Raw genomic sequence first — 25554 nt, forward strand, 5'->3', positions numbered from 1 at the left:
CCCCTGCGGTGCGCTGCTGTTCATCGCCACGCTCGTTGGGGGTATGATAGGAACCATGTCAAATCCAACACTTTCCTCCTCCCGCGCCGCGCGCCTGGAACAGCTGCGCGCCGCCATGGCGCGCCAGGGCATCGACGCGTACATCGTCCCGTCGAGCGACCCGCACCTGTCCGAATACCTGCCGCGCCGCTGGCAGGGCCGCGAATGGATGTCCGGTTTCACGGGCTCGGTCGGCACCTTCATCGTCACCGCCGATTTCGCCGGCGTCTGGACCGACGGCCGTTACTGGACGCAAGCCGAAACCGAACTGGCCGGCAGCGGGATCGCGCTGATGAAAATCCCGTCGGGTGCCAGCCTGCTCCACATCGACTGGCTGGCGGCGAACATGCAGCCCGGCCAGACGGTGGCGGTCGACGCGCGGGTACTCGGCCTGGCCGTGGCGCGCCTGCTGAACGATGCGCTGACTGCGCGCGGCGTCCTGCTGCGCACCGACGCCGACCTGCTGGACGAGATCTGGAGCGATCGCCCGGGCCTGCCGACCGAGGCCCTGTACGAACACGCGGCCCCGCACGCGACCATGTCGCGCGCCGATAAACTGGCCGCCACCCGCGCCGCCATGGCCCAACTGGGCTCCGAGCGCCACTTCATGTCGACGCTCGACGACATCGCTTACCTGTTCAATGTGCGCGGCGCCGACGTGAGTTTCAATCCGGTGTTCGTGGCCCACGCACTGCTCGAACAAGACGGCGCGACGCTGTTCGTTGCCGAAGGCAAGGCATCGAGCGAGCTGCAGGCGCGCCTGCTGCAAGATGGCGTGCGCCTGGCGCCGTATGCGCAGGCCGCCGCAGCCTTGTCGGCCCTGCCGGCGGGCGGCACGCTGCTGGTCGATCCACGCCGCATCACGGCCGGCATGCGTTCGGCCGTGGCCGACAAAGTAAAAGTCGTCGAGGCGATCAACCCGACCACCTTCGCCAAGTCGCGCAAGACCGAACAGGAAGCGGCGCACGTGCGCGCGACGATGGAACAGGATGGCGCGGCGCTGTGCGAATTCTTCGCCTGGCTGGAAGCCACGCTGGCCGATCCGCAACGCGCGCCCCTGACCGAACTGACGATCGACGAACAGATCACGGCCGCGCGTGCGCGCCGTCCGCATTTCGTGAGCCCGAGTTTCGGCACGATCGCCGGTTTCAATGCCAACGGCGCGATCATGCATTACCGCGCAAGCCAGGCTTCGCACGCCGTCATCGAAGGCGACGGCCTGCTCCTGATCGATTCGGGCGGCCAGTACCTGGGCGGCACCACGGATATTACGCGCGTGGTCCCGGTTGGACAGATCAGCGCCGACCACCGCCGCGATTTCACCCTGGTGCTGAAGGGGATGATGGCCCTGTCGAGTGCGCACTTCCCGCGCGGCACCAGGTCGCCGATGCTGGACGCAATCGCGCGTGCCCCGATCTGGGCGGCGGGCGTCGACTATGGCCACGGCACCGGCCACGGCGTCGGCTACTTCATGAACGTGCACGAGGGCCCGCAGGTGATTTCGCCGAGCGCCGCTCCGGACCCGCACACGGCGATGGAGCCGGGCATGATCACCTCGATCGAACCGGGCATCTATAAACCGGGGCGCTGGGGCATCCGCATCGAGAACCTGGTGCTGAACGTCCCGGCAATGAGTGGCGAGTTCGGCGAGTTCCTGCGCTTCGAGACGCTCACCCTGTGCCCGATCGACACCCGCTGCCTGGACTTGTCGCTGCTACAGCCGCACGAAGTGACATGGCTGAACGACTACCACGCGCAAGTGCGCGAGCGCCTGCTGCCGCATCTCGAGGGTAGCGCGCGTGAATGGCTCGAACTGCGGACGAGGGCGATCTGATGGCTTCCGGACGTTCCACCCGCGCCAGCTCCGCCCTCGAGCGCCTGAAACGCCGCACCGGCCATACCGGCTATTCGATGGCACGCACAGCCGACGGCTCGTTCTACCTGTCCGAGATGCCGGGCTCGCCGCCGCTGTGCGCGCCGCTCGAACTGGACGACTTCGTCCGCTTCGTGAACGGGCTCGGGCCGCAGGAAGTCAAGCGCATGACCAAGAGCGACATCGCGTTCGAGAAGCAGCTGGTACACAAGAAGCCCTGAGCGGCTGGCGCTGCCGCAGATCCCCTCATGTCGCAAGTTCACTTCCTGTCCCCCTACTGGTCGCCGACCGAGATCGCCACCAATGCAGTGATCCTGCTGCACCTGGCCGGGGCGCTGTTCCTCGGCCTGCTGGTCGGCTACGAGCGGTCCTACCACGGGCGCGCGGCCGGCATGCGCACCTATGGCCTGGTCTGCATGGCCTCGTGTGCGCTCACCATCGTCAGCGGCTACCCGGAGATGTGGTTCGGCGGCCAGATGACGGCGATCGGCACGGTCGACCCGACGCGCGTGATGCAGGGCGTAGTCACGGGCATCGGTTTTCTCGGCGCCGGCGTCATCATGCGCGAGGGTTTCAATATCAGCGGCCTGACGACGGCGGCCTCGATCTGGAGTTCGTCGGTGATCGGCATCCTGGTCGGCGTCGGCTTTTATCTCGCCGCGATGGGACTGGCCTTCTTCTCGGCCATGATCATGATTTACCTGCACCGCGTGGAGGCGTTTTTGCCTTCTCGCCGCGCGGTGGCGGTGACGCTGCGCTTTCACGAAGCCTTCCTGCCGCGCGAGGACGCCCTGCGCGAAGCGGCGCTCGAACGCGGCTACCAGATCGCCGGCAGCTCGCTGACGATCTCCAGCAGCAACGGGCGCCAGGAATGGCGCTTCGTCGCCATTGCGCTGTCGCGCCACAACCGGGCCACGCTCACCGAACTGGCCGCCGAACTGGCGGCCTCCGAAGGGGTCGAAGGCTTCCAGCTTTCGCACGCCCGTAACTAAGGAGCGCCTGACAAAGCCCCCATGGCGGCGTTGCATCGTCTCGCCGTACAAGCGTACTGTCTTCGACGATGCGCCTTGCCCTGGGGGCTTTGTCAGACGCTCCGGACAAATTAGGATGCACCACATGAAAGCGCAAGACGTACTCGATTTCTGGTTCCTGCCGCCGACCGACCCGGCCTATGGCAAGGCGCGGCCCGAGTGGTTCCGCAAGGACCCGGCCTTCGACAGGCAAATCCGCGAACGCTTCGGCAGCCTGATTTCCCAGGCGATGGCCGGCGGCCTGCGCGAATGGGACCTGGAAGAGGGCGCCCAGGGTACGCTGGCGCGCATCCTCCTGCTCGACCAGTTCACCCGCAATGCCTTCCGCGACACGCCCGAATCGTTTGCCGGCGACATCCTTGCGCTGGCCGCGGCCCAGGCGCTGGTCGACAGCGGCGCCGACCAGGCGCTGGCGCCGTTCCAGCGCGCCTTCGCCTACATGCCCTATGAACACGCCGAAGACGCGCGCATGCAGCAATGCGCGGTCGACCTGTTCGCGCGCCTGGCGGCGCAACACGAAGGTTTTACGGAAATGCTCGACTACGCGCACCGCCACCGCGGTGTGATCGCGCGCTTCGGTCGCTTCCCGCACCGTAACCCGATCCTCGGGCGCGCCTCCACCGCCGATGAGCTGCAATACCTGAGCCAGCCTGGCGCCGGGTTCTGATGGCCGCAACGCTGAACATCGTCGGCGCCGGCCATGTCGGACGCACGCTGGGCCGCCTGTTTCATGTGCACGACGTGTTCGCCGTACAGGATGTGCTGACCCGTTCACCCGGAAGCGCGCAGGGTGCCGTCGCCTTTATCGGCGCCGGCCGCGCGCTGGCGCAGGTGTCCGAATTGCGTCCGGCCCGGGTCTGGATGCTCGCCGTTGGCGACGACCAGATCGTGCCCACCTGCGCGGCACTGGCGGCAAACGGGCTGCTGAATAACGCCACCGTATTCCACTGCAGCGGCGCCAAATCGTCCGCCGAGCTCGAAGCGGCCAGCCAGGCCGGCGCGCAGGTCGCCAGCATCCACCCGGTGCGCAGCTTCGCCGACCCGGCCGCCGTCGCTGCCGCCTTCCAGGGCACCTGGTGCGGGGTCGAGGGCGCCCCGGACGCGCTGGCGCTGCTGGCGCCGGCCTTCGAGGCGATCGGCGCGCGCCTGGTCGGCATCGACGCCGCCGCCAAGACCGTGTATCACGCCGCCTCCGTATTCGCCTCGAACTACCTGGTGACGGTACTCGACGCTGCCCTGCGTGCCTATGCCGCAGCCGGCGTGCCGCCCGAGGTAGCGCGCGAACTGGCACGTCCGCTGGCGAGTGAAACCCTGGCCAATGTGTTTCGCCTCGGCGCCCCCGCCGCATTGAGCGGACCGATTGCGCGCGGCGACATGGCGACCGTGGCGCGCCAGCATGCGGCGCTGCAGGAGTGGGATGCGCCGACCGCCGGCCTGTACGATGCCCTGGTCGCCGCCACGACCACGCTGGCCGGGCGCAAGCGCGGCGGCGAGTCGTGAGCCGGCGCCGCCCCCTTTTATTGATTATTTTTCAGGAGTATCGATGGTGTTGACTGCCTGGGCCACGCTGGCCATTCTCGGGGTGTATTTCTGGACCGGCGTGATGGCCGGCTATGCGCGTGCCAAATACAAGGTGCCGGCGCCTTCGATGGACGGGCCCGCCGGCTTTCTCAGTGCGCAACGGGTGCAGGCCAATACGCTCGAGCAGCTGCCGATCGTGATCGTGCCTTTGTGGCTATGCGCTTATTACCTGGGCGATGGCTGGGCGGCGGCGGGCGGCCTGCTCTGGTGCGCCGGACGCATCGCCTACGCGCTCGGCTATTACCGCGATCCGGCGAAGCGCGAAATCGGTTTCGTACTTGGCATGGTGGCAAGTGCGTTGCTAATTGGCGGCACGGTCGTTGGTTTATTGATGCATTAAGCCCCTATATTTGCATCGGGCAATCGACAAAGTTCCCAAACGGCAATAAGCTTTGCCGTTGAATCCGTCATGTCGGTGACTGGTGCGCGTCGCGCCCGGGCCGCTTCGATGCGCAGGAGGCAACATGTTGTTTTTGAAAAGTACCACCGCCACGAAGGCGCCGGGCATTTATGAGGTCGATGTCGCGGCCAAGCCGCCGGGCAAGACCTTCGGCGTCTACCTGGCGACCGATCCCGACAATCCACCGCAGGCGGTGCTGGCCGCGTTGGCCGAGCTCGGTTTCAAAGGCACCTACCAGAAGAACTACACCCACCGCGACGGCGGCCGCGTGCTCGACCTGCACTTCGAAAAGGACGGCACCGACCTGTTCAAGGGCTGGAAGGCCGAGGAATGCAGCGCCAACCTGGCCGCCATCAACAGCCTGTTCGGCGATCTCGGCGTCACCATCACGACCCGCGTGATGAGCATGGCCGAAGCCTACGCCTGATTTCTCGCTTCGCCTGACCCCGCCTGTCTACGCACGAGCCGGCTTCGCGGCCTCGTGCCTTAGCCCTGCACGTCGATGTGGTACAGCGCCCACGGGCAGGCGCCGAAACGCGCGGCCAGCGGCTGCGCCGCCATCTCCGGCACCTTGTCCGCATCGTAGACAGCCCAGAGCGGGCCGAGTCCGCCGAGCGCCAACGGCTTCCCGTCGAGGTGGGTGGCCACAATAAACCCCTGGGACTGCGCCTGACGCAGCGTGATCGCCGCGGCAAAGCCGTCGACCGCGCGCAGGACGATGCGCGTGTCCTTGCCGTCCGGCGCACCGGCCAGCGCCAGCACATCGGGCAGCAGCGGGCCACGCAAGGTGTGCCGCTTGCCGTCGTATTCGAGCGTGGGGCGGATGGTGCGGGCCGGCAGACGCGCCAGCGCCGCGAAGTCGAGCCCATGGGCGTGCGTGAAGCTGAGCTTATGCTTGGCCATCATCTGGTCGAGCGCAGGGTCGAGCGCGCCGCGGTTCGGGCGTTTGATGGCGCCGCTGATGGTCAGCAGCACCGGGCCGCCCGGGTTGACTGCCGCCGCATGGGCCGCGCCGGGCAGGGCGCTCGCGGCCAGGGCGCTCGCTAAAAATTCACGTTTGTTCATGCGACAATCTCCGTGATGGGATCCTCCCATGATAACGGTCAATTAACCCCATGGATCTGTTCGACATCCCCGGCCGCCTGACGCCGATTCCCATCGATGACGGAGAGCTCGCGCTGCTGAGGCAGCTTCCCTTGCCGCTGTCGAACGCCGAGGTGTTGACACGCCTGCTGGACGAGACCCCATGGCGCGCGGAAAGCGTCGTCGTCTACGGCAAGCGCCACCTGCAGCCGCGCCTGACCGCCTGGTATGGTGAGGCCAGCTATACCTATTCGGGCCTGCGACTGGACCCGCTGCCGTGGACGGAATTGCTGCTCGTCATCCGCGCCGCGGTGGAAGCGGCTTGCGGGCGACGTTTCAATAGCGTACTCCTGAACCGTTACCGTAATGGGCGCGACAGCATGGGCATGCACAGTGACGACGAGCCGGAACTGGGAGACCAGCCAGTGATTGCCTCGCTCAGTTTCGGCACGACGCGCACCTTCATTTTGCGGCATAAACGCAACAAACAGACCGTCCGGCTTGAACTCGGGGATGGCAACCTGGTATTGATGAGCGGTCGCTTGCAGGAAAACTGGCTCCACGGCATCAACAAGTCGGCCCGTTCCCTAGGAGAACGCCTGAACCTAACCTTCAGGTACATCGCGTAATCTGACGGCTTCAGGCAGCATTTCGCACGCAAAATAACTGAACCATAAGTCAGCTATGTTACATTTGATTACAGTTCTTACCGAATCCGACTCCACCTTGCCTTTTCGAGATGTTATCTTGGACACATCGCGATTCATCTGGAATTGCGAGCCAGATACCAAACGTGAAAAGGATCTCCGTATGAAAAAGCTCATCTTTGCACTGATCGCAGGCACCGCCGCCATGACCGCCGCTCAAGCCCAGACCACCATTACCCCACGTCCGTATGTCGGCGTCGGCGCCTCCGGTGCTGATCGCGAATACAACGTGAACGGCGCGACCATGAACGACAACGACGGCTACAAGTTTTCGGGCAAGGTGTTCGGCGGCGTCGAACTGACCGATAAATTCGGCGTCGAAGCCGGTTATACCGATTTCCGCAAGGCCGGCGGTAACTACACCCTGAACGGCACCACCGCCACCAACGAGACGGATGGCTACGGTGCGTATATCGCAGGCAAGGCTGCCATGCCCCTGAACGACAAGTTCTCGGTCTACGGCAAGCTGGGCGTGGCCCATACCAAGGCCGAAATGCAATCGGCCACCGCTGCCCTGAACCGCAAGGTCAGCGATAACGGTGCCTACGGCGCCCTCGGCATGCAGTACAACGTGACCCCGCAGGTCGCAGTGATCGCCGAGTACGAGCGTTACGGCAAGAAACAAGACTTCGGCCCGAAGCCGGACGTCTTCACCGTCGGCGCGAAGTACCAGTTCTGATCGCTTCGTCGCTGACGTAACAAAGAAAAAGGGCCTGCGGGCCCTTTTTCTATTGGGCCCTGCGACGCCTCACAACGCCGGCGCCGCGCCCATATTGCCCCCGCGTCCCATCGCCCAGGGCGGCAGCACGGGCGGCGTCTCCGCTTGCGGCGCACTCAAACCCTCGGAAATAAAACGGTGCACAGACGACCACGGCCAGTCATGCGCACTCGCGCACAGGCCGTGGCGCACGGGATTGGTGTGCATGTAGTCGATCAAGGAGGCATATTCGGCGTCGCTGCCGACCCGGAATTCCTGGTACTGGCGCGCCCAGATCGCGCCGTCGGCGCTGGCGGCAACGAGCGACTTGCGCAGGGCTTTGGAGAAGGCGATTTTCACGGCGCGCCAGCGGCTGGAACAGTCGTGGTCGCCCGGCGGCAGGGTCCACATCGCGTGTGCGTGGTCGGGCAGCACCACCCAGCCGTCGACGTGGAAGGGCTTGCGGCTGCGTGCCTGGCGGATGGCGTCGCCGAAGGCGGCAATGTGGTCCGTCAACAGGGTGCTGCCACGGTCCAGCAGGCGCACCGTGAAGAAAAAAGTTCCACCAGGAACCCGGTTGTCGCGGTAGTCTGTCATGGGAAAAGTGTGCCAATCGATGGTGGTCGCCATGTCGATTGGCGCAAATGGGAGGCGGGAACTATAAGCCTCATCAATGATCGATTCTACACACGGCTTTTGGGAGACCGCGTTTCATTTCCGCGCGAAAATCATCTACAAAAACAAACGCCCGGCAGTGCCGGGCGTTGTGCTCCACAGGGGATCAAGCGTCCTGAAAATCAGGTCGTCAGCGGCTTGTAGCGAATCCGCTTCGGCTTGGCGCCTTCTTCACCCAAACGCTTCTTCTTGTCCGCTTCGTATTCCTGGTAATTACCGTCGAAGAAGGTGACTTGCGAATTGCCTTCGAAGGCCAGGATGTGGGTCGCGATGCGGTCCAGGAACCAGCGATCGTGCGAGATCACCATCACGCTGCCGGCGAATTCGAGCAAGGCGTCTTCCAGCGCGCGCAGGGTTTCCACGTCGAGGTCGTTCGACGGTTCGTCCAGCAGCAGGACGTTGCCGCCTTGCAGCAGGGTTTTCGCCAGGTGCAGGCGGCCGCGTTCGCCACCGGACAGGTTGCCGACGATCTTCTGCTGGTCCGAACCCTTGAAGTTGAAGCGGCCCAGGTAGGCGCGCGAGGGCATCTCGAAGCGGCCGACGCTGAGCATGTCGGCGCCGCCGGTGACGTCTTCGAACACGGATTTGTTATTCGCCAGCTCGTCGCGGTGCTGGTCGACCAGCGAAATGCGCGCGGTCTTGCCGATCGCGACTTCGCCGCTGTCCGGCTGTTCTTTACCCGCGATCATCTTGAACAGCGTCGATTTACCGGCGCCGTTCGGGCCGATGATGCCGACAATCGCGCCCGGCGGCACCGTGAACGACAGGTTGTCGATCAGCAGGCGGTCGCCGAAGGCTTTCGAGACGTTCTTGAACTCGATGACTTCGTTGCCCAGGCGCTCGGCCACAGGGATAAAAATCTCCTGCGTCTCGTTGCGCTTCTGGTATTCGAATTCGGACAGTTCGTTGAAGCGTGCCAGGCGGGCTTTCGACTTGGCCTGGCGTGCCTTCGGATTCTGGCGCGACCATTCGAGTTCCTTCTGCAGCGCCTTCTGGCGCGCCGATTCGGTCGACTCTTCCTGTTTCAGGCGTGCCTGCTTCTGGTCGAGCCAGGAACTGTAGTTGCCCTTCCACGGGATGCCCGAACCGCGGTCCAGTTCCAGGATCCATTCGGCGGCGTTATCGAGGAAGTAGCGGTCGTGGGTGATGCCGACCACGGTGCCCGGGAAGCGCAGCAGGAATTGTTCCAGCCACTCGACCGATTCCGCGTCCAGGTGGTTGGTTGGCTCGTCCAGCAGCAGCATGTCGGGTTTGCTCAGCAGCAGCTTGCACAGGGCCACGCGGCGCTTTTCGCCGCCCGACAGTACGGCGATTTTCGCGTCCCATGGCGGCAGGCGCAGCGCGTCGGCGGCCATCTCCATCTGCAGGTTCAGGTTGCCGCCGTCGGCCGCGGAGATGATCGATTCCAGGCGTTCCTGTTCTTTTGCCAGCGCATCGAAATCCGCATCTTCGTCGGCGTAGGCCGCGTACACGGCTTCCAGCTTGGCTTGCGCCTCGAAGGCTTCGCCGAGGCCCGATTCGACTTCCTGGCGCACGGTCTTTTCCGGATCGAGCTGCGGCTCCTGCGGCAGGTAGCCGATGTTCAGGCCCGGCATCGGACGCGCTTCCCCCTGGATGTCGGTATCGATGCCGGCCATGATTTTCAGCAGGGTCGACTTGCCGGAGCCGTTCAGGCCCAGCACGCCGATCTTCGCGCCCGGGAAGAAGGACAGCGAGATATCTTTCAAAATCTGGCGTTTCGGCGGGACAATTTTGCCCACGCGATTCATGGTATAGACGTAATTAGCCATTATTCAATTCTGTAGAAATTCAAGGTGCAAAGGATACGATAGAAGCGCCCGCGCGGGCACCCCCTTATCACCAACTTAGCGCGAAACTTTCGGCGCCGGGTTCACCCGCCCCCGCTGGAACAGGCCTTCGCCGGCAAACAGCGCCACCGCCGTCCAGATCAGCGCGAAACCAACCAGGCGATCGCTCGTGAATGCCTCCTTGAACAGCAGTACGCCGAGCAGGAACTGGATCGTCGGCCCCAGGTATTGCAGTAAACCAAGGACCGACATCGGAATCTGGCGCGCGCCATTGGCAAACAGCAGCAGCGGAATGGCCGTGATCGGGCCCGAGGCCACCAGCAGCCAGCGCGTCAGGTCCGACGGCGTGGTCACGAAAGCATTCTCGCCATGCAGCGTGAGCCAGCCGACATACACGGCGGCAACCGGGAACAGCACCATGGTCTCGAACGACAGGCCCTCCAGTGCGCCCAGCGCGGCGGTCTTGCGCAATAAACCGTAGCCGCCGAAGGTCGCCGCCAGGCCGAGTGCGATCCACGGCGCGGTGCCCGACTGCCAGGTCAGCCAGGCGACGCCGAGGGCGGCAATCGCGATCACGGCCCACTGCAGGCGGCGCAGGCGTTCCTTCAATAACAGGTACCCGAACATGATGTTGACCAGCGGCGTGATGAAATAGCCGAGGCTCGCTTCGATCACGTGGCCGTTGTTGACGGCCCAGATATACAGCAGCCAGTTGCCGGCCAGCAGGATCGCCGAGGCGACGAAACTCCAGAAGATGCGCGGCTGGCGTACCTGTCTCAGCCATCCCCACTGGCGCCGCAGCGCCAGCACGATCAATAAAAAGGCGAGCGACCAGAGCATGCGGTTGGCCAGGATCTGCAGCGCCGGCACTTCGCCGAGGGCGTGGAAATACAGGGGGAACAGGCCCCAGCACAGGAAGGCCAGGGCGGCGGAAAGGATGCCGGTACGCATGAGGGAAAGAGGGAGTGAGTTGCCAGCCGAGTATTATCGGTGAATTAAGGTAGGCTTGCCGGCATTCTCCGTTTTGTCCGCTGGCGCGGCCAGTACCGTGCTAACGCGCGACCAGCCGAGCCGCCTTCGGGCAAACTTGCAACGCTATCCACGATGCGTGCCCCGGGCGAAGGCGCACATCGAATAGTCCTTGCAATTTTCTTGTCGATATTTTATGGTGCGCTGCACCAGAACAACAATATGGTGCAATCTTGACGTCGCAAAACAATAAGAGCGGCCTGGCGGCAATGACGCTGGCTGCGGTGGGTATCGTCTACGGCGATATCGGTACCAGCCCGCTATACACCCTCAAGACTATCTTCGACCCCACCCACGGCCTCGGGCTGACCACTCCCAACCTGCTCGGCATCGTCTCCCTGATCTTCTGGGGACTGACCCTGATCGTCTCGTTGAAGTACGTGACCCTCATGCTGCGCGCCGACAACCGCGGCGAGGGCGGGATCATGGCGCTGATGGCGCTGGTCCTGAATTCCGTCACCAGGGCCTCGCGCTGGTACCACCCGCTGATGATGCTCGGCGTGTTCGGCGCCACCATGTTCTATGGCGACAGCGTGATCACCCCCGCCATTTCGGTGCTGGGCGCGATCGAGGGCCTGGAGGTGGCGACGCCGGCGCTGTCGCACTATGTCGTGCCGCTGGCGGTCGTGGTGCTGGTCGGCCTGTACAGCCTGCAGCGCCATGGCACGGCCGGCATCGGGCGCTGGTTCGGCCCGGTGATGATTGTCTGGTTCGTCGCGCTGGCGGTCATGGGCGTGATCAATATCGCGAAAGCGCCGGTGATCCTGGAAGCCTTGAATCCGCTGCATGCGGCGCGCTTCATCGCCGAAAACCGCTTTATCGCCTTCGTCGCCCTGGGCGCGGTGGTGCTGGCGCTGACCGGCGCCGAGGCCCTGTACGCCGACATGGGCCACTTCGGCAAGAAGCCGATCCGCGTCGCCTGGTTCCTGATCGTGTTCCCGGCGCTGGCGCTGAACTACCTGGGGCAGGGCGGCCTGCTGATCACCGATCCAACGGCCATAGAAAATCCTTTCTTCCGCCAACTCGGCAGCTGGAGCGTGTATCCGCTGGTCGTGCTGTCCACGATGGCGGCCGTGATCGCCTCGCAGGCGACCATTTCCGGCACCTATTCGATGACGAAACAGGCGATCATGCTCGGCCTGCTGCCGCGCATGCGCATCCTGCACACCTCGGAAAGCGAGATCGGCCAGATCTATATCCCGGCCGTGAACTGGATCCAGTTGAGCGTGGTCCTGATCGCGGTGGTCGGCTTCGGCTCTTCCGACCGCCTGGCCGGCGCCTATGGCATCGCCGTGACCGCCACGATGCTTGCCACGACGATCCTGACCTTCTTCGTCACGCGCTACCGCTGGAAGCTGCCGCTGGCCGTCTGCATCAGCGCCACCGGTTTCTTCATGCTGATGGATATCGCCCTGTTCTCGGCCAGTACGCTGAAATTGCTGCACGGCGGCTGGTTCCCGCTGCTGCTGGGCGCGATCCTGCTGACCGGCATGATGACCTGGAAGCGCGGGCGCGAACTGGTGTTTGAAAACCTGGAAAAACACGCGATCCCGCTCGAGGCCTTTTTACAGTCGCTGTTTGTCGGCCCACCGTCGCGCGTGCCCGGCACCGCGATCTTCCTGCGCGGAGAAACCGACGGCGTGCCGCATGCGCTGCTCCACAACCTGTCGCACAACAAGGTGCTGCACGAGCGCGTCGTCTTTCTCACCGTGCACATACGGGAAGAACCCTGGGTAGCGCCGCCCGAGCAGGTGCAGGTGGTGGAACTCGGGCACAACTGCTTCCAGTTGAACGTGCACTACGGCTTCAAGGACGAACCGCATATCCCGGACGTGATGAAGCGTTGCGCCATCCTCGGGCTACCCTTCGAGATGATGGAAACCTCGTTCTTCATCGCGCGCCAGACCGTGATCTCGACCCCGGGGCGCGGGATGGCGCCCTGGCGCGAGCACCTGTTCGCGACGATGTCGCGCAATGCACGCGCCGCCGCCGACTATTACCAGATCCCCCCGAACCGCGTCATCGAGCTCGGTACGCAAGTCGAGATCTGATACAAAAGCCGTACAAAAGGCGGACAGTTTGCGGGGCTGGCCTCGGGTAAGGTGCGGTGGTTCTTTAGCCACCCACTGCGCGAGCTTGCCCATGTCTTATAAATTTCCCGTTCTCGCCGCCTGCTGCGCGGCCGTGCTGAGCCTCACCGCCTGCGGCGGTGGCGGCGGCGACAGCAACGCACCTTCCATTGCCGTCGGCAACCCGGCCGCGCTGGTGGTAACAGACAGCGTGGTCGGCACCGGCGCCGCGGCCGCCGGCGGCCGCAAACTCACGGTCAACTACACCGGCTGGTATTACAGCGCGAGTGCGCCTGAGCACAAAGGTGCGCAGTTCGAGACCGGCTCAGTGGGTTTTACCCTGGGCATCGGCGCCGTGATCGCCGGCTGGGACCAGGGTTTGGTCGGCATGAAGGTGGGCGGCAAGCGCAGCCTGTCGATTCCGTCGAGCCTGGCGTACGGCAGCAGCGGACGCGGGCCGATCCCGCCGAATGCGGGCTTGCTGTTCGAGGTGGAGCTCACCAAAGTCGAGTGATCGGCCGGCGCGCACAAGCGCCACGATCACGCGTACGCCTTCGCTAGCGCAGACCGTGTGCGTCATCCGCCACACGGGCGGCGCTTGGGCGCGCCATTCATCCATCGGCTCTATGTACGATAATAGGAAAGGGCGACCGCAACGGGTCGCCCATCGTGCAATCAACGGAGCAGACTAGCATGGCGGAACACCTTACCTCCCAGGAAATCCAGGAACTGACACCGCGCCAGCGCGTGCTGGCAATCGTCGGCGCCTCGTCGGGCAACCTGGTCGAATGGTTCGACTTTTATATTTATTCGTTTTGTGCCCTGTATTTTTCCTCGGCCTTCTTCCCGTCCGGGAATCCCACCACCCAGTTATTGAACACGGCCGGCATCTTCGCCGCCGGTTTCCTGATGCGTCCGGTCGGCGGCTGGCTGTTCGGCCGCGTTGCCGATAAATACGGCCGCAAGAATTCGATGATGATCTCGGTGCTGATGATGTGCGGCGGCTCGCTGATGATCGCCGTGCTGCCGACCTATGCGACGATCGGCACCGCGGCGCCGGCCCTGCTGCTGCTGGCGCGCCTGTTCCAGGGCCTGTCGGTCGGTGGCGAATACGGCACCAGCGCCACCTACATGAGCGAGGTGGCGCTGCCGGGACGGCGCGGCTTCTTCGCCTCGTTCCAGTACGTCACGCTGATCGGCGGCCAGTTGCTGGCGCTGCTGGTGCTGGTGGTCCTGCAGCAACTCTTGACCGAGCCGGAACTGAAGGCCTGGGGCTGGCGCATTCCCTTCGTCTGCGGCGCCGCCGCCGCGCTGGTCTCGCTCTACCTGCGCCGCTCGCTGGCCGAAACGACGACCGAATCCGAGCGCAACAGCAAGGAAGCGGGCAGCCTGAAGGGGCTGCTGAAACACAAGCGCGCCTTCATCACGGTGCTGGGCTTTACGGCCGGCGGCTCGCTGATTTTCTATACGTTCACGACCTACATGCAGAAATACCTGGTCAACACGGCCGGCATGGACAAGAAAACCGCCAGCGCCGTGATGACGGTGGCGCTGCTCGTCTACATGTGCCTGCAGCCGGTGTTTGGCGCGATGTCGGACCGGATCGGCCGGCGCACCGCCATGATCTGGTTCGGCGCCCTGGCGACGCTGTGCACGGTACCGATCATGTCGGCCCTGCACGGCGTCACCAACCCGTACGTGGCCGGCATGTTGATCATCTGCGCGCTGGCGATCATCAGCCTGTACACCTCGATCAGCGGCCTGGTCAAGGCCGAGATGTTCCCGGTCGAGATACGCGCCCTCGGCGTCGGCCTGTCGTATGCGGTCGCCAACGCGATCTTCGGCGGTTCGGCCGAATACGTGGCGCTCTTGTTCAAGCAGGCCGGCATGGAGCAGAGTTTTTACTGGTACGTCAGCGGCATGTGCGCGCTGGCCGTCATCGCCGCCTTCAAAATGCCGGACCCGCGCAAATCCGGCCTGCTGAAATAAGCTTAGAGCCTGTCCCAGCAGCCCGGAGTCGCTGCTGGCGCGCCTGACAAACGCGTGCGGCGGAGCTCGTCGCGCATTTGGAAAATTCGTGGCCAGCCATGCGGCCTCCTCGCGCCTTGCCCGCGCTTGCCATGCATCGCCATCAGCTTCCCCCGGACTACTGGGATAGGCTCTTAACGCAGCATGTCGATGTGCATGATGCCGTCTTCGTCGTAAGGGGCGGAGACGGTGTTGAATCCAAAATCCTGGTAAAACTTTTCGAGCCGCTGCTGGGCGCCGATGCGGATGCGGTGGCCCGGATGCAGCCGCTCGGCGTACTGGATGCCGTGCGCGACGAGTTCGCGCCCGGCGCCGCTGCCGCGCACGTCGTTGGTGGTCAATATGCGTCCGAGCGACATCTCGTCGTATTTCGCGCCCGGCGCCAGGCAGCGCAGGTAGGCCACCAGCACGCGCCGTCCGCCGATGTCGCGCCAGCCGAGCAGGTGGTGGGCGTCGAGGTCGTAGCCGTCGATGTCCGGGTACAAACACGTCTGTTCGAGGATGAACACTTGCTGGCGCTGTGCCAGGACTTCATACAGCTGCGCGCCGCTCAGTTCGGCGAAGCTGCTCCATTGCCATTCGATCATGTAGAAAAATCCGTGGGTTAAGTATGGGCCGCCGTCTCGAAGCCTTCGAGCACGTTGACCGTGTGAATGCCGTTATCGGCTGCGACCCGGGCCCCGGCTTGCCCGCCCTCGAACACGAAGGCGGTCGGCAGGCCGAGCCAGGCGATGCGCTCGCCGATGCGCAGGTAGTCGGCGCCGTGCAGGGAGAATTTCCCGCTTGCGGTCCCGCTTGCGGCCCCGCTCGCGGTTGCGATTGCGTTCGCGCCGACGCCGAGCGACACCACCAGCGCCTCGGGCGCGAACATGCCCAGCTTGATGCAGGCCGTTTCCAGCGCCGCCAGCCAGTGAGATGCGGTAGCGCCGCGCGCCAGCGGCAGATTCATGTTGTAGCCGCTGCCGTCGCCGATGCCCGTTTCGTCGGCGTGGCCGAGATAATAGGGGAAATCAAGGCGCGGATCGGCGTGCAGCGAGATGGTCAGCACGTCGTTGCGCGCATAGAAAATGCCCTGCGTGCCGCTGCCGTGGTGGTAGTCGATGTCGAGGATGGCCACCCGTTTGAGGCCGTCGTCGAGCAGGTGCTGGGCCGCCAGCGCCGCATTGTTCAAAAAACAGCCGCCGCCGAAATAATCGGCGCCGGCATGGTGGCCGGGCGGGCGGGTCAGCGCAAAGCTGCCGCGCTGGCCCAGGCGCAACGCGTGCGCGGCATTGATGGCGCAGTCGGCGCCGGTCTTGGCGGCATTCCAGGTGCCGGCGGTGAGTACCGTGGCGTCGCTCGAATACAGGCCGAGGCGCCCGCTAAAACTGTCGGGTTCGATGTCGCTGCGGGTGCCGCGGATCGGCCAGTTTGATGCCCGTGCATCCTGGCCGGCATGCGCCGGGTCGAGTGCGCTCCACTCGCTCCAGGCACTGCGCAGGAAGTGCAGGTAGCGCGGGGTGTGGATGCGTTCGAGCGACACGAGGGGCGCGCGGTGCGGCGTGACGATCTCGCCCAGCCCGCGCCGCTGCAGCTCGTTTAGCACCGCTTCGACCTGCCCGGGCTTTTCGAACGCACCCGCTTGCCCGTCGAGCTGCGCCGATTTCGCGCGGTGCAGGGCATGGTGTTCGTTATAAAAAGTGAGCAAGGCGCCTCCTGCAGTGCGGGTTCCGCGCAGCGGCAATGCAGAAGCCGTTTATTTACGCGTTGTTACCGCACAGTGTACTGGTGTTGTACGCCGCCACGAAGTCGTCGAAGCTGCCCGTGTCCTGTTGCTCGACGATCGCCTGCTCGGCCAGCGAGGCGGCCGCCATCTCGGCGAATACCGCTTCCTCGGCCGGCATCAGCGGGCTTTCGCGGAAATAGGCCGCATGCAGCTCGCTCTGCTGCAGCCCGAAGGCCGCGGCCGAGCCGAGCTTGCGTACTTCCGCCAGCACGCGTGCCGACGGCGTCTTGTCCGGGTCGGCGACCTTGGCCTTTTGCTGGGCCAGCGATGCTTCGTGCACGCCGCTCTCGTTGTGCTCTTCGTCGAGCAGGCGCGCCAGCGGACGGATCCGTTCGATCAGCTCGTCGGCCCAGGCTTGCAGCGACACTTCCTCGCCATCGCGCGTGAGCGTGAGGCCCGGCTTGCGGCCTTCCTTCACCGTGCGCGCAAAGTTGCGGGCGTGGATTTGGCCCTCGGCGGCGCTGATCATCGGGCTTTCCTCCAAGGTACAGAAGAGTAAAAAAGCGTCGAGGAAGCGGCCGGTCTCGATGCTGATGCCGATCGGCTCGAACGGGTCGACGTCCAGGCAGCGCACCTCGATGTATTGCACGCCGCGGTTGCACAGGGCCTGCACCGGACGCTCGCCGGTGCGGATCACGCGCTTCGGACGGATCGTCGAATAGTATTCGTTCTCGATCTGCAGCACATTGGTCGACAATTGAATCCACTCGCCATCGCGTTTCGTGCCGACTTCCGCGTAGGGCGCGTAGGGCCGGTTGACCGCATCCATCAGGCTCGTGACATAGCTTTCCAGGCTGTTCTCGTGCGGACGCAGGCCGGACTGGGCATCGTTCTGGTAGCCCAGGTCGCTCATGCGCAGGCTGGTGGCATACGGCAGGTACAGGGTGTCGTCGGACAGGGTCTCCAGCGCATGCTCGCGCCCGCGGAGAAAACTTTTCGTCAGGGCCGGCGAGGCGCCGAACAGGTACATCAGCAGCCAGCTGTAGCGGCGGAAGTTGCGGATGGTGGCGATATAGCTTTCGGACTGGAAGTCGCGCAGGGCGCTTCTCCGTTCTTCCGGGATGCCTTCGCTGGCCAGCAGCACTTGCCACAGCTGTTCCGGCAGCGAATAATTGTAGTGGATGCCGGCGATGCACTGCATCGCCTTGCCGTAGCGCAGCGCCAGGCCGCGGCGGTACACGTGCTTGAGCATGCCGATGTTCGAGCTGCCGTACCAGCCGATCTCGATCTCTTCTTCGGGCGGGAGTTCGCCCGGCATCGACGAGCTCCACAGCATTTCGTCGCCCAGCTTCGAATAGGCGAAGCGGTGGATCGCATCGAGGCGGTGCAGCGCCAGGCCGATGTCGTGCTCGGCCGGGGTAATGAATTCGAGCAGCGCCTCGGCGTAGTCCGTCGTGACTTGCGGGTTGGTCAGCGCCGAGCCGAGCTGGACCGGATGTGGCGTGCGCGCGAGCTGGCCTTGCGGGTCGACGCGCAGGGTTTCGCGTTCGATGCCGCGCAGGCCCTGGCCGAGCAGGCCACGGTGGGCATCGTCGTCCAGCAGGGCCAGGCGGCGGGTCAGTTGGTTCGACACGGGTGTTTCCTTTCTTATACTGCCAATAGCGATTGGGCAGAGAGTAACCGAAATTCGGACAGCGCGTCGGCGGCTGGTCCATTTCCGGCCGGCGACCGATGTCACCCGGGATCGATGGCGGCGGACGGTGTTAATCGGATGCCGCCGGGGCAGGGGCGGGCGCGGCTGCCGGCGCGTCGCCGGGACGTTTATTCGGTACCGGTGCAGGTGCCGGGGCGGCCGGCTTCACCGGTGCGGCGGTGGGTTTGGCGGCGGCGCGTTCGTCTCGGCGGGCTGCTTGTTCACAGCGGGCGCAGGCGCTGCCGCGGGTGGTTTCGCCGGCGCGGCAGGGGGCGTTGCGGCAGGCTGCTTCCCCGGCGCCGGCGCGGCGGGTGGAGCCTCATCAGCCTGCTTGGCCGGGGCTGCCGCCGGCGCTGGTGCCGGGGCCGGCACCTCCGGCCCGCCCAATTGAACCGATAACCATTTTCCCATCTGCCGCTCGAGCAGCGGCAGCGGCAGCACGCCATTGCCCAGCAGCGCGTCGTGGAAACGACGCAGGTCGAAGCGCGGGCCGAGGGCCAGCTGCGCCTTATCGCGCAAGGCCGTGAACCGCAGCTGGCCCGCCTTGTAGCTCAGCGCCTGGGCAGGCTGGGCGATGTAGCGGTCGACCTCGACTTCGTTGTCCTGTTGTGCATTCGCCGTGTTCGCGTTCAGGTAGTCGAGCGCCTGCTGGCGCGACCAGCCGAGCGCGTGGATGCCGGTGTCGACCACCAGCCGGGCGGCGCGGAACATGTCGTCGTTCAGGTAGCCGAAGCGGGAAAACGCATCGCGGAAAAAGCCCAGTTCCGGCCCCAGGCTCTCGGCATAGGTGGCCCAGCCCTCGCCATAGGCGTCGTCCCAGCCTTTTCTGCGGAAGGCCGGCAGTTCGCGCAGCGACCGGGCACGCGCCACCTGCAGGTGGTGGCCCGGTACGGCTTCGTGCAGTGCCAGCGTCTCGACTTCCCACAGCGGCTGGCTGTCCAGGCGCTCGGTATTGACGACCAGGGCCGCGCTGCGCTCCGGCGTGCCGGCTTCGTAATACGCCGCCACCTGGCCGCTGCCGCCCGCGAGGCCCAGGCGCTTGACGCCGATCTCTTCCTCGGGAATCGTGCCGAACAGGCCAGGCAGGCGCGCTTGCGCGCGCTCGATCGTGCGCCGGTAGCGCGCCAGCAGCGCCTCGGCATCGTGCGCGAACAGGCGTTTATCCGAGCGTGCAAAGGCGAGGAACTGGGGCAGGCTGCCGCGAAAGCCGGTATGCCGGACCGTCTCGAGCATCGCTGCGCGGATGCGCGCCACTTCCTTCAGTCCAAGCGCGTGCAGCTCGGCCGGCGTCAGCTCGCTGCCGGTGGCCTTGCGGGCGAGGAAGGCGTAGTAGCCGGGACCGCCCGGCAGGCTGGAGGCGCCCAGCGTGTCGCGCGCGGCCGGTAAATACTCGGTGCGCACGAAGTCTTCCAGCCGGCGCAGGGCGGGTGCCGCGTTGTCGTTCAGGGCCGTGGTGCCGGCGGTCAGCAATTCCTCGCGCAGTTTGACGTCGATGGTGGCGGGAATGCGGCGCAGCGGCGCGCCCATGGGGCCATCGGCCAGGTGTTCGCGCAGTACCCGCAACTGCTCGGGCACGCCGCGTACGCTGGTCTTTGGCGCCGTCCAGCCGGTACGGATGCCTTCGCGCAGCGCTTCGATCAGGCCGTCCACGTGGCCCGGCAAGGCGTTCAGGCGCGCAATGTAGTTGCGGTAGTCCTCTTCGGTGGCGAACGGCGTCTGGGCGACGAGGCGCGGCAGCCGCACCTGCAGGCCATCCCAGCTCGTGAGCGGCTGCGGATCGACTGGCGTGAAGGCCAGTGTGGCGAGCCGGCGCTCCTTGTCGAAGGTGAAGAGGTCGAGCGAGAGGCGCTCTTGCGCGCTGGAAGCGGCGCGGTCGATGGCGCGCGCTTCCTCGAGCATGGCGCGCAGGTGCTCGCGCTCGCCCTTCGCCGCGGCCAGTGAAAGGTCGGACAGGCGGTCGTTGTAGCGGCGTTCGCCGATCGTGGTCGCGTATTCGGGATGGTGTTCCAGGCGCCATTGCCAGTCGCGCTCGAACAAGGCCGCCGCCGGGCCCGGCGCGCTGTGGGCGATGCCGTGGGACAGGGCGGATAGCAGGACGAGGAAAGTGAACAGGCGGCGCATCGGGAAGGGGAGGTGGCGGAGTGGGCATTGTAGCAACGCCCTGAGGAAGGGCGCGCACTGCGGGGACGTAGGGTGGACTCCCGAGTCCACGCGGTGATACGTACGGGCTCCGTTATCGCGCGCGACGATCTCGCCTCTCCGTATCACCGCGTGGGCACAAGTGCCCACCCTACGTTATGCATGGGCCGCCGATTTACCCGCGTCGTCCGCCGCTGACGCGCTCGATCCCGCCCAGGTCGCGCCAGCTCTGCACTTCGCCATACCCGGCATTGGCCAGCAGCGCGCGCACGGCCCCCGCTTGGTCATACCCGTGTTCCAGCAGCAGCCAGCCGCCCTGCACCAGGTGCGCGGGCGCGCCTTTGACAATCGTACGCAGCGCCGACAGGCCGTCGGCGAAATCGGTCAGCGCGCCGCTCGGCTCGAAGCGCAAGTCTCCCTGCACCAGGTGTTCGTCGCCGGAAGCGATGTAGGGCGGATTCGAGGCGATCAGGTCGAATTCTTCACTACCCAAGGCTGTAAACCAGTCGCTGCGCAGGAAGCGCACGGTAGCGCGATTGGCTGCCGCATTCGCGCGCGCCACGGCCAGCGCCTCCTCGCTGACGTCGAGCGCCGTCACCAGCGCATCGGGCCGCGTATGCGCCACCGACACCGCAATCGCGCCGCTGCCGGTGCCCATGTCGAGCAGGCGTGCGCGCGGCGCCAGGCGTTCCAGCGCGAGTTCCACGATCAGTTCGGTATCCGGACGGGGAATCAGCACGGCCGGATTCACCTGGAAGGGCAGGCCGAAAAACTCGCGCTGCCCGACGATGTAGGCGATCGGCTCGCCCTGGACGCGGCGTTCGACCAGCGCAGCCAGGCGCGCCGCCTCGCTCTCATTGAGCGCCCGTTCGGAATTCGTGATCAGGCCGACGCGGGTGAGGCCCAGCACATGGCACAGCAGGATGCGGTTTTCCAGCGCGTCGAGCGGCAGGCCGGCCTGCAGCGCGCCCACCGTGGCGCCAGGTGCAATGGTCATCGCGCGCGGCGCCCGGCAAGCAGTACCCGGACCAGGGCCAGCGCCAGCAGCACGAACCAGAGGGCCGACCATTGCGGGATCGACAGGCCGAACAGCCCGTCGGTGGCGTTTTCGCACAGGCCTTCGGCCTTGAACAGCCAGGGCAGCATGGTGGCGGTCGGAATCTTGTTCAGCATCGTTTCCATCGGATCGATACCGCAGGAAAAGCCGGGGTGGGCCAGGATATATAAATGCTTGCCGACGACGGCCAGTCCACCCAGCGCCGCCAGCAGCGCCACGCCGGCACCGCCACGGATTTTATTGCCCAATGCGCCAATCAGGGCGGCGAAGCCGATGCCGAGGAAGGCATAGCGCTGGATCACGCACAAGGGGCAGGGCAGCATGTCGTGGACGTGCTGCAGGTAGAGGGCGGCGCCGACCAGCGCAAAGCTGACGAGCGCAATGATCAGGAGGACGGAGCGGGAACGTGGCATCGCGTAGCGGCTTTCGGGGTCGGGAGATGGACGCGATTCTCGCATACGCGGAACCGCTGCCGTATTTTCACATTGGCAAGACGTGCTTGTCTTAACGTGGACTTAATCGCCTAATGCTGCGAGCAATTCCGCCTGGTGCTCGGCCGCCAGCGCATTGGTCAGGTCCGTCAGGTCGCCATCCATGATGAAGTCCAGCTTGTACAGCGTCAGGTTGATGCGGTGGTCAGTCAGGCGGCCCTGCGGGAAGTTATAGGTGCGGATGCGCTCGCTGCGGTCGCCCGAGCCAATCAGACTTTTACGGGTGGCGGCCTCTTTCGATTGCTGTTCGCGCAACTGCACGTCTTTGATGCGCGCGGCCAGCACCTTCATCGCCTGCGCCTTGTTTTTATGCTGGCTGCGGTCGTCCTGGCATTCGACCACGATGCCCGTCGGCAGGTGCGTGAGGCGTACCGCCGAATCGGTCTTGTTGATGTGCTGCCCGCCGGCGCCGGATGCGCGGTAGGTGTCGATGCGCAAATCGGCCGGGTTGATGTTGACGTCCTCGACCTCATCCGCCTCGGGCATCACGGCCACCGTGCAGGCCGAGGTATGGATGCGTCCCTGGGTTTCGGTGGCCGGCACGCGCTGCACGCGGTGGCCGCCCGACTCGAATTTCAGTTTCGAGTACACGCCATTGCCGATCACGCGCACGATCACTTCGCGGTAGCCCCCCAGGTCCGAGTTTGATTCCGACACCATCTCGACCTGCCAGCGATTGCGCTCGGCAAAGCGGGTGTACATGCGCAGCAAATCGCCTGCGAACAGGGCCGATTCGTCGCCGCCGGTGCCGGCGCGGATCTCGAGGAAAATGTTGCGCTCGTCGTTTTCGTCTTTCGGCAGCAGCATTTTTTGCAGGTCGAGGTCGAGCGCGGCCAGGCGCGATTTGGCCGACTCGATTTCTTCCTGGGCGAATTCCTTCATTTCCGGGTCGGCCAGCATTTCCTGGGCCGCGGCGATGTCGCCATTCGCTTCCTGGTATTGCCGGTAGAGCGCGACCAGCGGGCCGATTTCGGCGTGTTCGCGCGTCATCTTCCGATAATTGTCCATGTTGGCGGTGGCGCCTTCATGGGTCAGCAATTCGTCGAGTTCGACCAGGCGGTTCGCGAGTTGGTCCAGCTTGGCCAGCATCGATGGTTTCATAGCGGATTCGGAGAGAGTTGTTACGGAAGGCGCAGGGGCGCCGGGACACGCCCACGTGTAGTCACTGCGGGCGCAACTGCAGCGTAAAAGACGCTAACGGCGGCCGCGGAACAGCTGCGGGAGCAGGCTGGCCAGGCGCGCGCGTTCGTCGCCTTCGGCGCGGTGCAGCGCCTGTTGCGGACCGTGCAGGAATTTGGCGGTCAAGCCCTTCGACAGCGCTTCCAGCACGGCGTCGGCGTCTTCGCCGCGCGCCAGCAGTTTGCGCGCGCGTTCGAGTTCGGCCAGGCGCAGGGCCTCGCTCGACTCATGCAGTTGCTGGATGACCGGCACCACGGCGCGGTCGCCGATCCAGTGCATGAAAGAGGCGACCCGGTGTTCGATGATGGCTTCGGCCTGGGCGACGGCTGCCTGCCGGCTTTCCATGCCGGTCTGCACCACTTGCGCCAAGTCGTCGACCGTGTAGAGGAAAACGTCGTCCAGGCGCGCGACTTCCGGCTCGATGTCGCGCGGAACCGCCAAGTCGGCCATGAAGATCGGGCGGTGACGCCGCGCTTTAATGGCACGTTCGACCAGCCCGAGGCCGATCAGCGGCAAGGTCGAGGCGGTGCAGGAGACGACGATGTCGAACTGCGACAGTTGCTGCGGCAGGTCGGCCAGGCGGATCGCGCGTGCGTTCAGGCGGGTGGCGAGCGACTCGCCGCGTTCCATGGTGCGGTTCGCGATCGTGATCGATTTCGGGTTGTGTGCGGCGAAGTGGGCGGCGCAGAGTTCGATCATCTCGCCGGCGCCGATGAACAGCACGTGCTGGTCGGCGATGCTGTCGAAAATGCGCTGCGACAGGCGCACGCAGGCGGCCGCCATCGACACGCTGTGGGCGCCGATCTCGGTGGTGGTGCGTACTTCCTTGGCGACGGCGAAGCTGCGCTGGAACAGCTGGTGCAAATAGGTACCGAGGCCCCCGGCTTCATCGGCGGTGCGCACCGCATCCTTCATCTGGCCCAGGATCTGCGGTTCGCCCAGCACCATCGAATCGAGGCCGGAGGCGACGCGGAAAGCGTGGCGCACGGCGTCGTCCTGCGGCAGCATGTACAGGTGCGGGCGCAGCTCGGCGAAATTCAGGGCGTGGTAGTGGGCCAGGAACTGGGCCGAGGCGTCGAGCGGGTTGGCCACGCCGCTCGCGGCATACAGTTCGGTGCGGTTGCAGGTGGAGAGGATGGCCGCTTCGTCGCCGCCGGGCGCGTCAGAGCTGCCGAAACGGCCGAACCATTCGCGCGCCGAGTGGACTGCACGCCCGAGCTGCTCGGGCCCGAGCGCCAGCTGCTCGCGCAGCGAGACCGGTGCGGTCGTGTGGTTCAGGCCAACGGCGAGCAGTTGCATGCTGGGAAAAAATGGAGGGAGACTGTGACAGCCATTATACCCCCATGCGCGCATGGGGTAGGGTGGGCGCCCTGTGCCCACGCGAAACGTTGCGCAGTCGTTGCCAAGGGGGTAATAACAACGGTGGGCACGGGGCGCCCACCCTACACAATCTCAGGCGGCGCCGAGCTTTTCGAGACGGTATCCGTAGCTATACACCGGCACCAGCCTGAAACCATTTTCCGGACGCAGGCTCAGCTTGTTACGTACGCGCGAAACATGGGTGTCCATGGTGCGCGAGGGAACGGCCGTTTCGCGGACCCAGACGGCTTCGTGGATATAGGCACGCGACAGCGGGCGGCCGATGTTGCGGAAGAACAGCAGGGCCAGATAAAACTCTTTCTGGGTGACTTCGATGACGCTGCCGTCTTTGAGCAGGCGGCCCGGACGCGTTTCGAACACGTAGGAGCCGAATTGCAGCTGTTCGGTACCGGTCTGGGCCGGATAGGCGCGGCGCAGCAGGGCCGAGACGCGGGCGACCAGCTCGCCGCGGCGCAGCGGTTTGACCAGGTAATCGTCGGCGCCGGCGGCCATGCCGGCCACGATGTCGTCTTCCGCGCTGCCGCTGACGAGGAACATCGACGGAGCGTCGGGCGCCATCTTTTCCTTGGCGCGGCGCAGGATATCGGCCGCCTCCACGTCCCCTGCGGGCCAGTCCATGATCAGGAGGTCGGTGCTGTCCTTGCGCATCTGCGCCAGCATCTCCTTGCCGTTGTCAAAGAACTGGCAACTGTGGCCAGCGGCACTCAGCACCTGGCAAACCAGGTCTGCCTGACTACGGTCATTATCAAGGACGGCTATTCTCATGGGCGCACACACATTGTCAAATTCATACTGTAGGATGAGTCCTACAACGTTAAACCGACTATAGCAGACTTTGACAAAATAATGCTAATCGTTAATTTTCATTTTTTATCGAAAGAAGGCGGAAG

The 25554-nt window shown here is 65.0% G+C and carries 25 protein-coding genes; 12 read left to right on the top strand and 13 right to left on the bottom strand.

Annotated features, from left to right (window positions below; all coding sequences use genetic code 11):
* Window positions 1-55 precede the first annotated feature (55 nt).
* From AC1MEM_RS04060 to AC1MEM_RS04090, 7 genes are all read left to right on the top strand, one after another.
* Window positions 56-1873 (top strand): aminopeptidase P family protein, encoded by a 1818-nt coding sequence (locus AC1MEM_RS04060; RefSeq protein WP_499475496.1) that lies wholly within the window; start codon window positions 56-58, stop codon window positions 1871-1873.
* Window positions 1873-2133: a hypothetical protein gene (locus AC1MEM_RS04065; RefSeq protein ID WP_499475497.1), complete on the top strand. Its 261-nt coding sequence runs from the start codon at window positions 1873-1875 to the stop codon at window positions 2131-2133. The genes AC1MEM_RS04060 and AC1MEM_RS04065 overlap by 1 nt, the downstream gene beginning before the upstream one ends.
* Window positions 2134-2160: 27 nt before the next feature.
* Entirely contained in the window at window positions 2161-2904 is a 744-nt protein-coding gene (locus tag AC1MEM_RS04070; protein ID WP_499475498.1) for an MgtC/SapB family protein, read from the top strand.
* 124 nt (window positions 2905-3028) lie between these two features.
* Window positions 3029-3610, top strand: a complete 582-nt coding sequence (locus tag AC1MEM_RS04075) for a DUF924 family protein (RefSeq protein ID WP_499475499.1) — start codon at window positions 3029-3031, stop codon at window positions 3608-3610.
* Window positions 3610-4443: a Rossmann-like and DUF2520 domain-containing protein gene (locus AC1MEM_RS04080; protein ID WP_499475500.1), complete on the top strand. Its 834-nt coding sequence runs from the start codon at window positions 3610-3612 to the stop codon at window positions 4441-4443. The genes AC1MEM_RS04075 and AC1MEM_RS04080 overlap by 1 nt, the downstream gene beginning before the upstream one ends.
* Window positions 4444-4486: 43 nt before the next feature.
* On the top strand, window positions 4487-4864 hold the full coding sequence (locus AC1MEM_RS04085; RefSeq protein ID WP_499475501.1) for an MAPEG family protein: 378 nt from the start codon (window positions 4487-4489) through the stop codon (window positions 4862-4864).
* A gap of 124 nt (window positions 4865-4988) precedes the next feature.
* A complete protein-coding gene (locus AC1MEM_RS04090; RefSeq protein ID WP_499475502.1) occupies window positions 4989-5351 on the top strand; it encodes a hypothetical protein in 363 nt (120 codons plus the stop codon).
* Between the two features lie 59 nt (window positions 5352-5410).
* Here the strand turns inward: AC1MEM_RS04090 and AC1MEM_RS04095 are convergent, their stop codons facing one another.
* Entirely contained in the window at window positions 5411-5989 is a 579-nt protein-coding gene (locus AC1MEM_RS04095; RefSeq protein WP_499475504.1) for a putative pterin-binding protein, read from the bottom strand.
* A 50-nt stretch (window positions 5990-6039) separates the two neighbouring features.
* Between AC1MEM_RS04095 and AC1MEM_RS04100 the strand changes: the two genes are divergently transcribed.
* Both AC1MEM_RS04100 and AC1MEM_RS04105 read left to right on the top strand, forming a co-directional pair.
* Complete coding sequence (locus AC1MEM_RS04100) at window positions 6040-6636, top strand: alpha-ketoglutarate-dependent dioxygenase AlkB family protein (protein WP_499475505.1); 597 nt, start codon at window positions 6040-6042, stop codon at window positions 6634-6636.
* Between the two features lie 181 nt (window positions 6637-6817).
* Complete coding sequence (locus AC1MEM_RS04105; RefSeq protein WP_499475506.1) at window positions 6818-7393, top strand: outer membrane beta-barrel protein; 576 nt, start codon at window positions 6818-6820, stop codon at window positions 7391-7393.
* Between the two features lie 69 nt (window positions 7394-7462).
* Here AC1MEM_RS04105 and AC1MEM_RS04110 read toward each other — a convergent pair whose 3' ends face one another.
* From AC1MEM_RS04110 to rarD, 3 genes are all read right to left on the bottom strand, one after another.
* The gene (locus AC1MEM_RS04110; protein WP_499475507.1) at window positions 7463-8008 is read right to left on the bottom strand and encodes an REP-associated tyrosine transposase; all 546 of its coding nucleotides are present in this window, start codon (window positions 8006-8008) and stop codon (window positions 7463-7465) included.
* A gap of 200 nt (window positions 8009-8208) precedes the next feature.
* Entirely contained in the window at window positions 8209-9876 is a 1668-nt protein-coding gene (ettA, locus tag AC1MEM_RS04115) for an energy-dependent translational throttle protein EttA (protein WP_499475508.1), read from the bottom strand.
* Between the two features lie 75 nt (window positions 9877-9951).
* A complete protein-coding gene (gene rarD, locus AC1MEM_RS04120) occupies window positions 9952-10845 on the bottom strand; it encodes an EamA family transporter RarD (protein WP_499475509.1) in 894 nt (297 codons plus the stop codon).
* Window positions 10846-11096: 251 nt separating this feature from the next.
* Between rarD and AC1MEM_RS04125 the strand changes: the two genes are divergently transcribed.
* The 3 genes from AC1MEM_RS04125 (at window position 11097) to AC1MEM_RS04135 (ending at window position 14981) form a co-directional block, all read left to right on the top strand.
* Window positions 11097-12974 (top strand): potassium transporter Kup, encoded by a 1878-nt coding sequence (locus tag AC1MEM_RS04125; RefSeq protein ID WP_499475510.1) that lies wholly within the window; start codon window positions 11097-11099, stop codon window positions 12972-12974.
* Window positions 12975-13065: 91 nt separating this feature from the next.
* Window positions 13066-13506 carry an FKBP-type peptidyl-prolyl cis-trans isomerase gene (locus tag AC1MEM_RS04130; RefSeq protein ID WP_499475511.1) on the top strand — a complete coding sequence of 147 codons (441 nt, stop codon included), beginning with the start codon at window positions 13066-13068 and terminating at the stop codon, window positions 13504-13506.
* A 179-nt stretch (window positions 13507-13685) separates the two neighbouring features.
* Window positions 13686-14981 carry an MFS family transporter gene (locus AC1MEM_RS04135; protein ID WP_499475513.1) on the top strand — a complete coding sequence of 432 codons (1296 nt, stop codon included), beginning with the start codon at window positions 13686-13688 and terminating at the stop codon, window positions 14979-14981.
* A 173-nt stretch (window positions 14982-15154) separates the two neighbouring features.
* On the opposite strand, the gene AC1MEM_RS04140 is transcribed toward AC1MEM_RS04135, so the two are convergent.
* From AC1MEM_RS04140 to AC1MEM_RS04180, 9 genes are all read right to left on the bottom strand, one after another.
* Window positions 15155-15607: a GNAT family N-acetyltransferase gene (locus AC1MEM_RS04140; RefSeq protein WP_499475514.1), complete on the bottom strand. Its 453-nt coding sequence runs from the start codon at window positions 15605-15607 to the stop codon at window positions 15155-15157.
* Window positions 15608-15624: 17 nt separating this feature from the next.
* Window positions 15625-16707 (bottom strand): histone deacetylase family protein, encoded by a 1083-nt coding sequence (locus AC1MEM_RS04145; protein ID WP_499475516.1) that lies wholly within the window; start codon window positions 16705-16707, stop codon window positions 15625-15627.
* 52 nt (window positions 16708-16759) lie between these two features.
* Window positions 16760-18358: a glutamate--cysteine ligase gene (gshA, locus tag AC1MEM_RS04150; RefSeq protein WP_499475518.1), complete on the bottom strand. Its 1599-nt coding sequence runs from the start codon at window positions 18356-18358 to the stop codon at window positions 16760-16762.
* 225 nt (window positions 18359-18583) lie between these two features.
* Window positions 18584-20539, bottom strand: coding sequence for a DUF885 domain-containing protein (locus tag AC1MEM_RS04155; protein ID WP_499475519.1), 1956 nt, complete (start codon window positions 20537-20539; stop codon window positions 18584-18586).
* A gap of 193 nt (window positions 20540-20732) precedes the next feature.
* Window positions 20733-21554, bottom strand: a complete 822-nt coding sequence (prmC, locus tag AC1MEM_RS04160) for a peptide chain release factor N(5)-glutamine methyltransferase (protein ID WP_499475520.1) — start codon at window positions 21552-21554, stop codon at window positions 20733-20735.
* Complete coding sequence (locus tag AC1MEM_RS04165) at window positions 21551-22027, bottom strand: disulfide bond formation protein B (RefSeq protein WP_499475522.1); 477 nt, start codon at window positions 22025-22027, stop codon at window positions 21551-21553. Before AC1MEM_RS04165 ends, prmC begins: the two co-directional genes overlap by 4 nt.
* A 102-nt stretch (window positions 22028-22129) precedes the next feature.
* Window positions 22130-23206, bottom strand: coding sequence for a peptide chain release factor 1 (gene prfA / locus AC1MEM_RS04170; RefSeq protein WP_499475523.1), 1077 nt, complete (start codon window positions 23204-23206; stop codon window positions 22130-22132).
* 93 nt (window positions 23207-23299) lie between these two features.
* Window positions 23300-24583 (bottom strand): glutamyl-tRNA reductase, encoded by a 1284-nt coding sequence (gene hemA / locus AC1MEM_RS04175; protein ID WP_499475524.1) that lies wholly within the window; start codon window positions 24581-24583, stop codon window positions 23300-23302.
* 153 nt (window positions 24584-24736) lie between these two features.
* Complete coding sequence (locus AC1MEM_RS04180) at window positions 24737-25429, bottom strand: response regulator transcription factor (RefSeq protein ID WP_499475526.1); 693 nt, start codon at window positions 25427-25429, stop codon at window positions 24737-24739.
* Between the last annotated feature and the right edge of the window lie 125 nt (window positions 25430-25554).

The organism is Telluria sp. AIW5 (genome assembly GCF_056680575.1).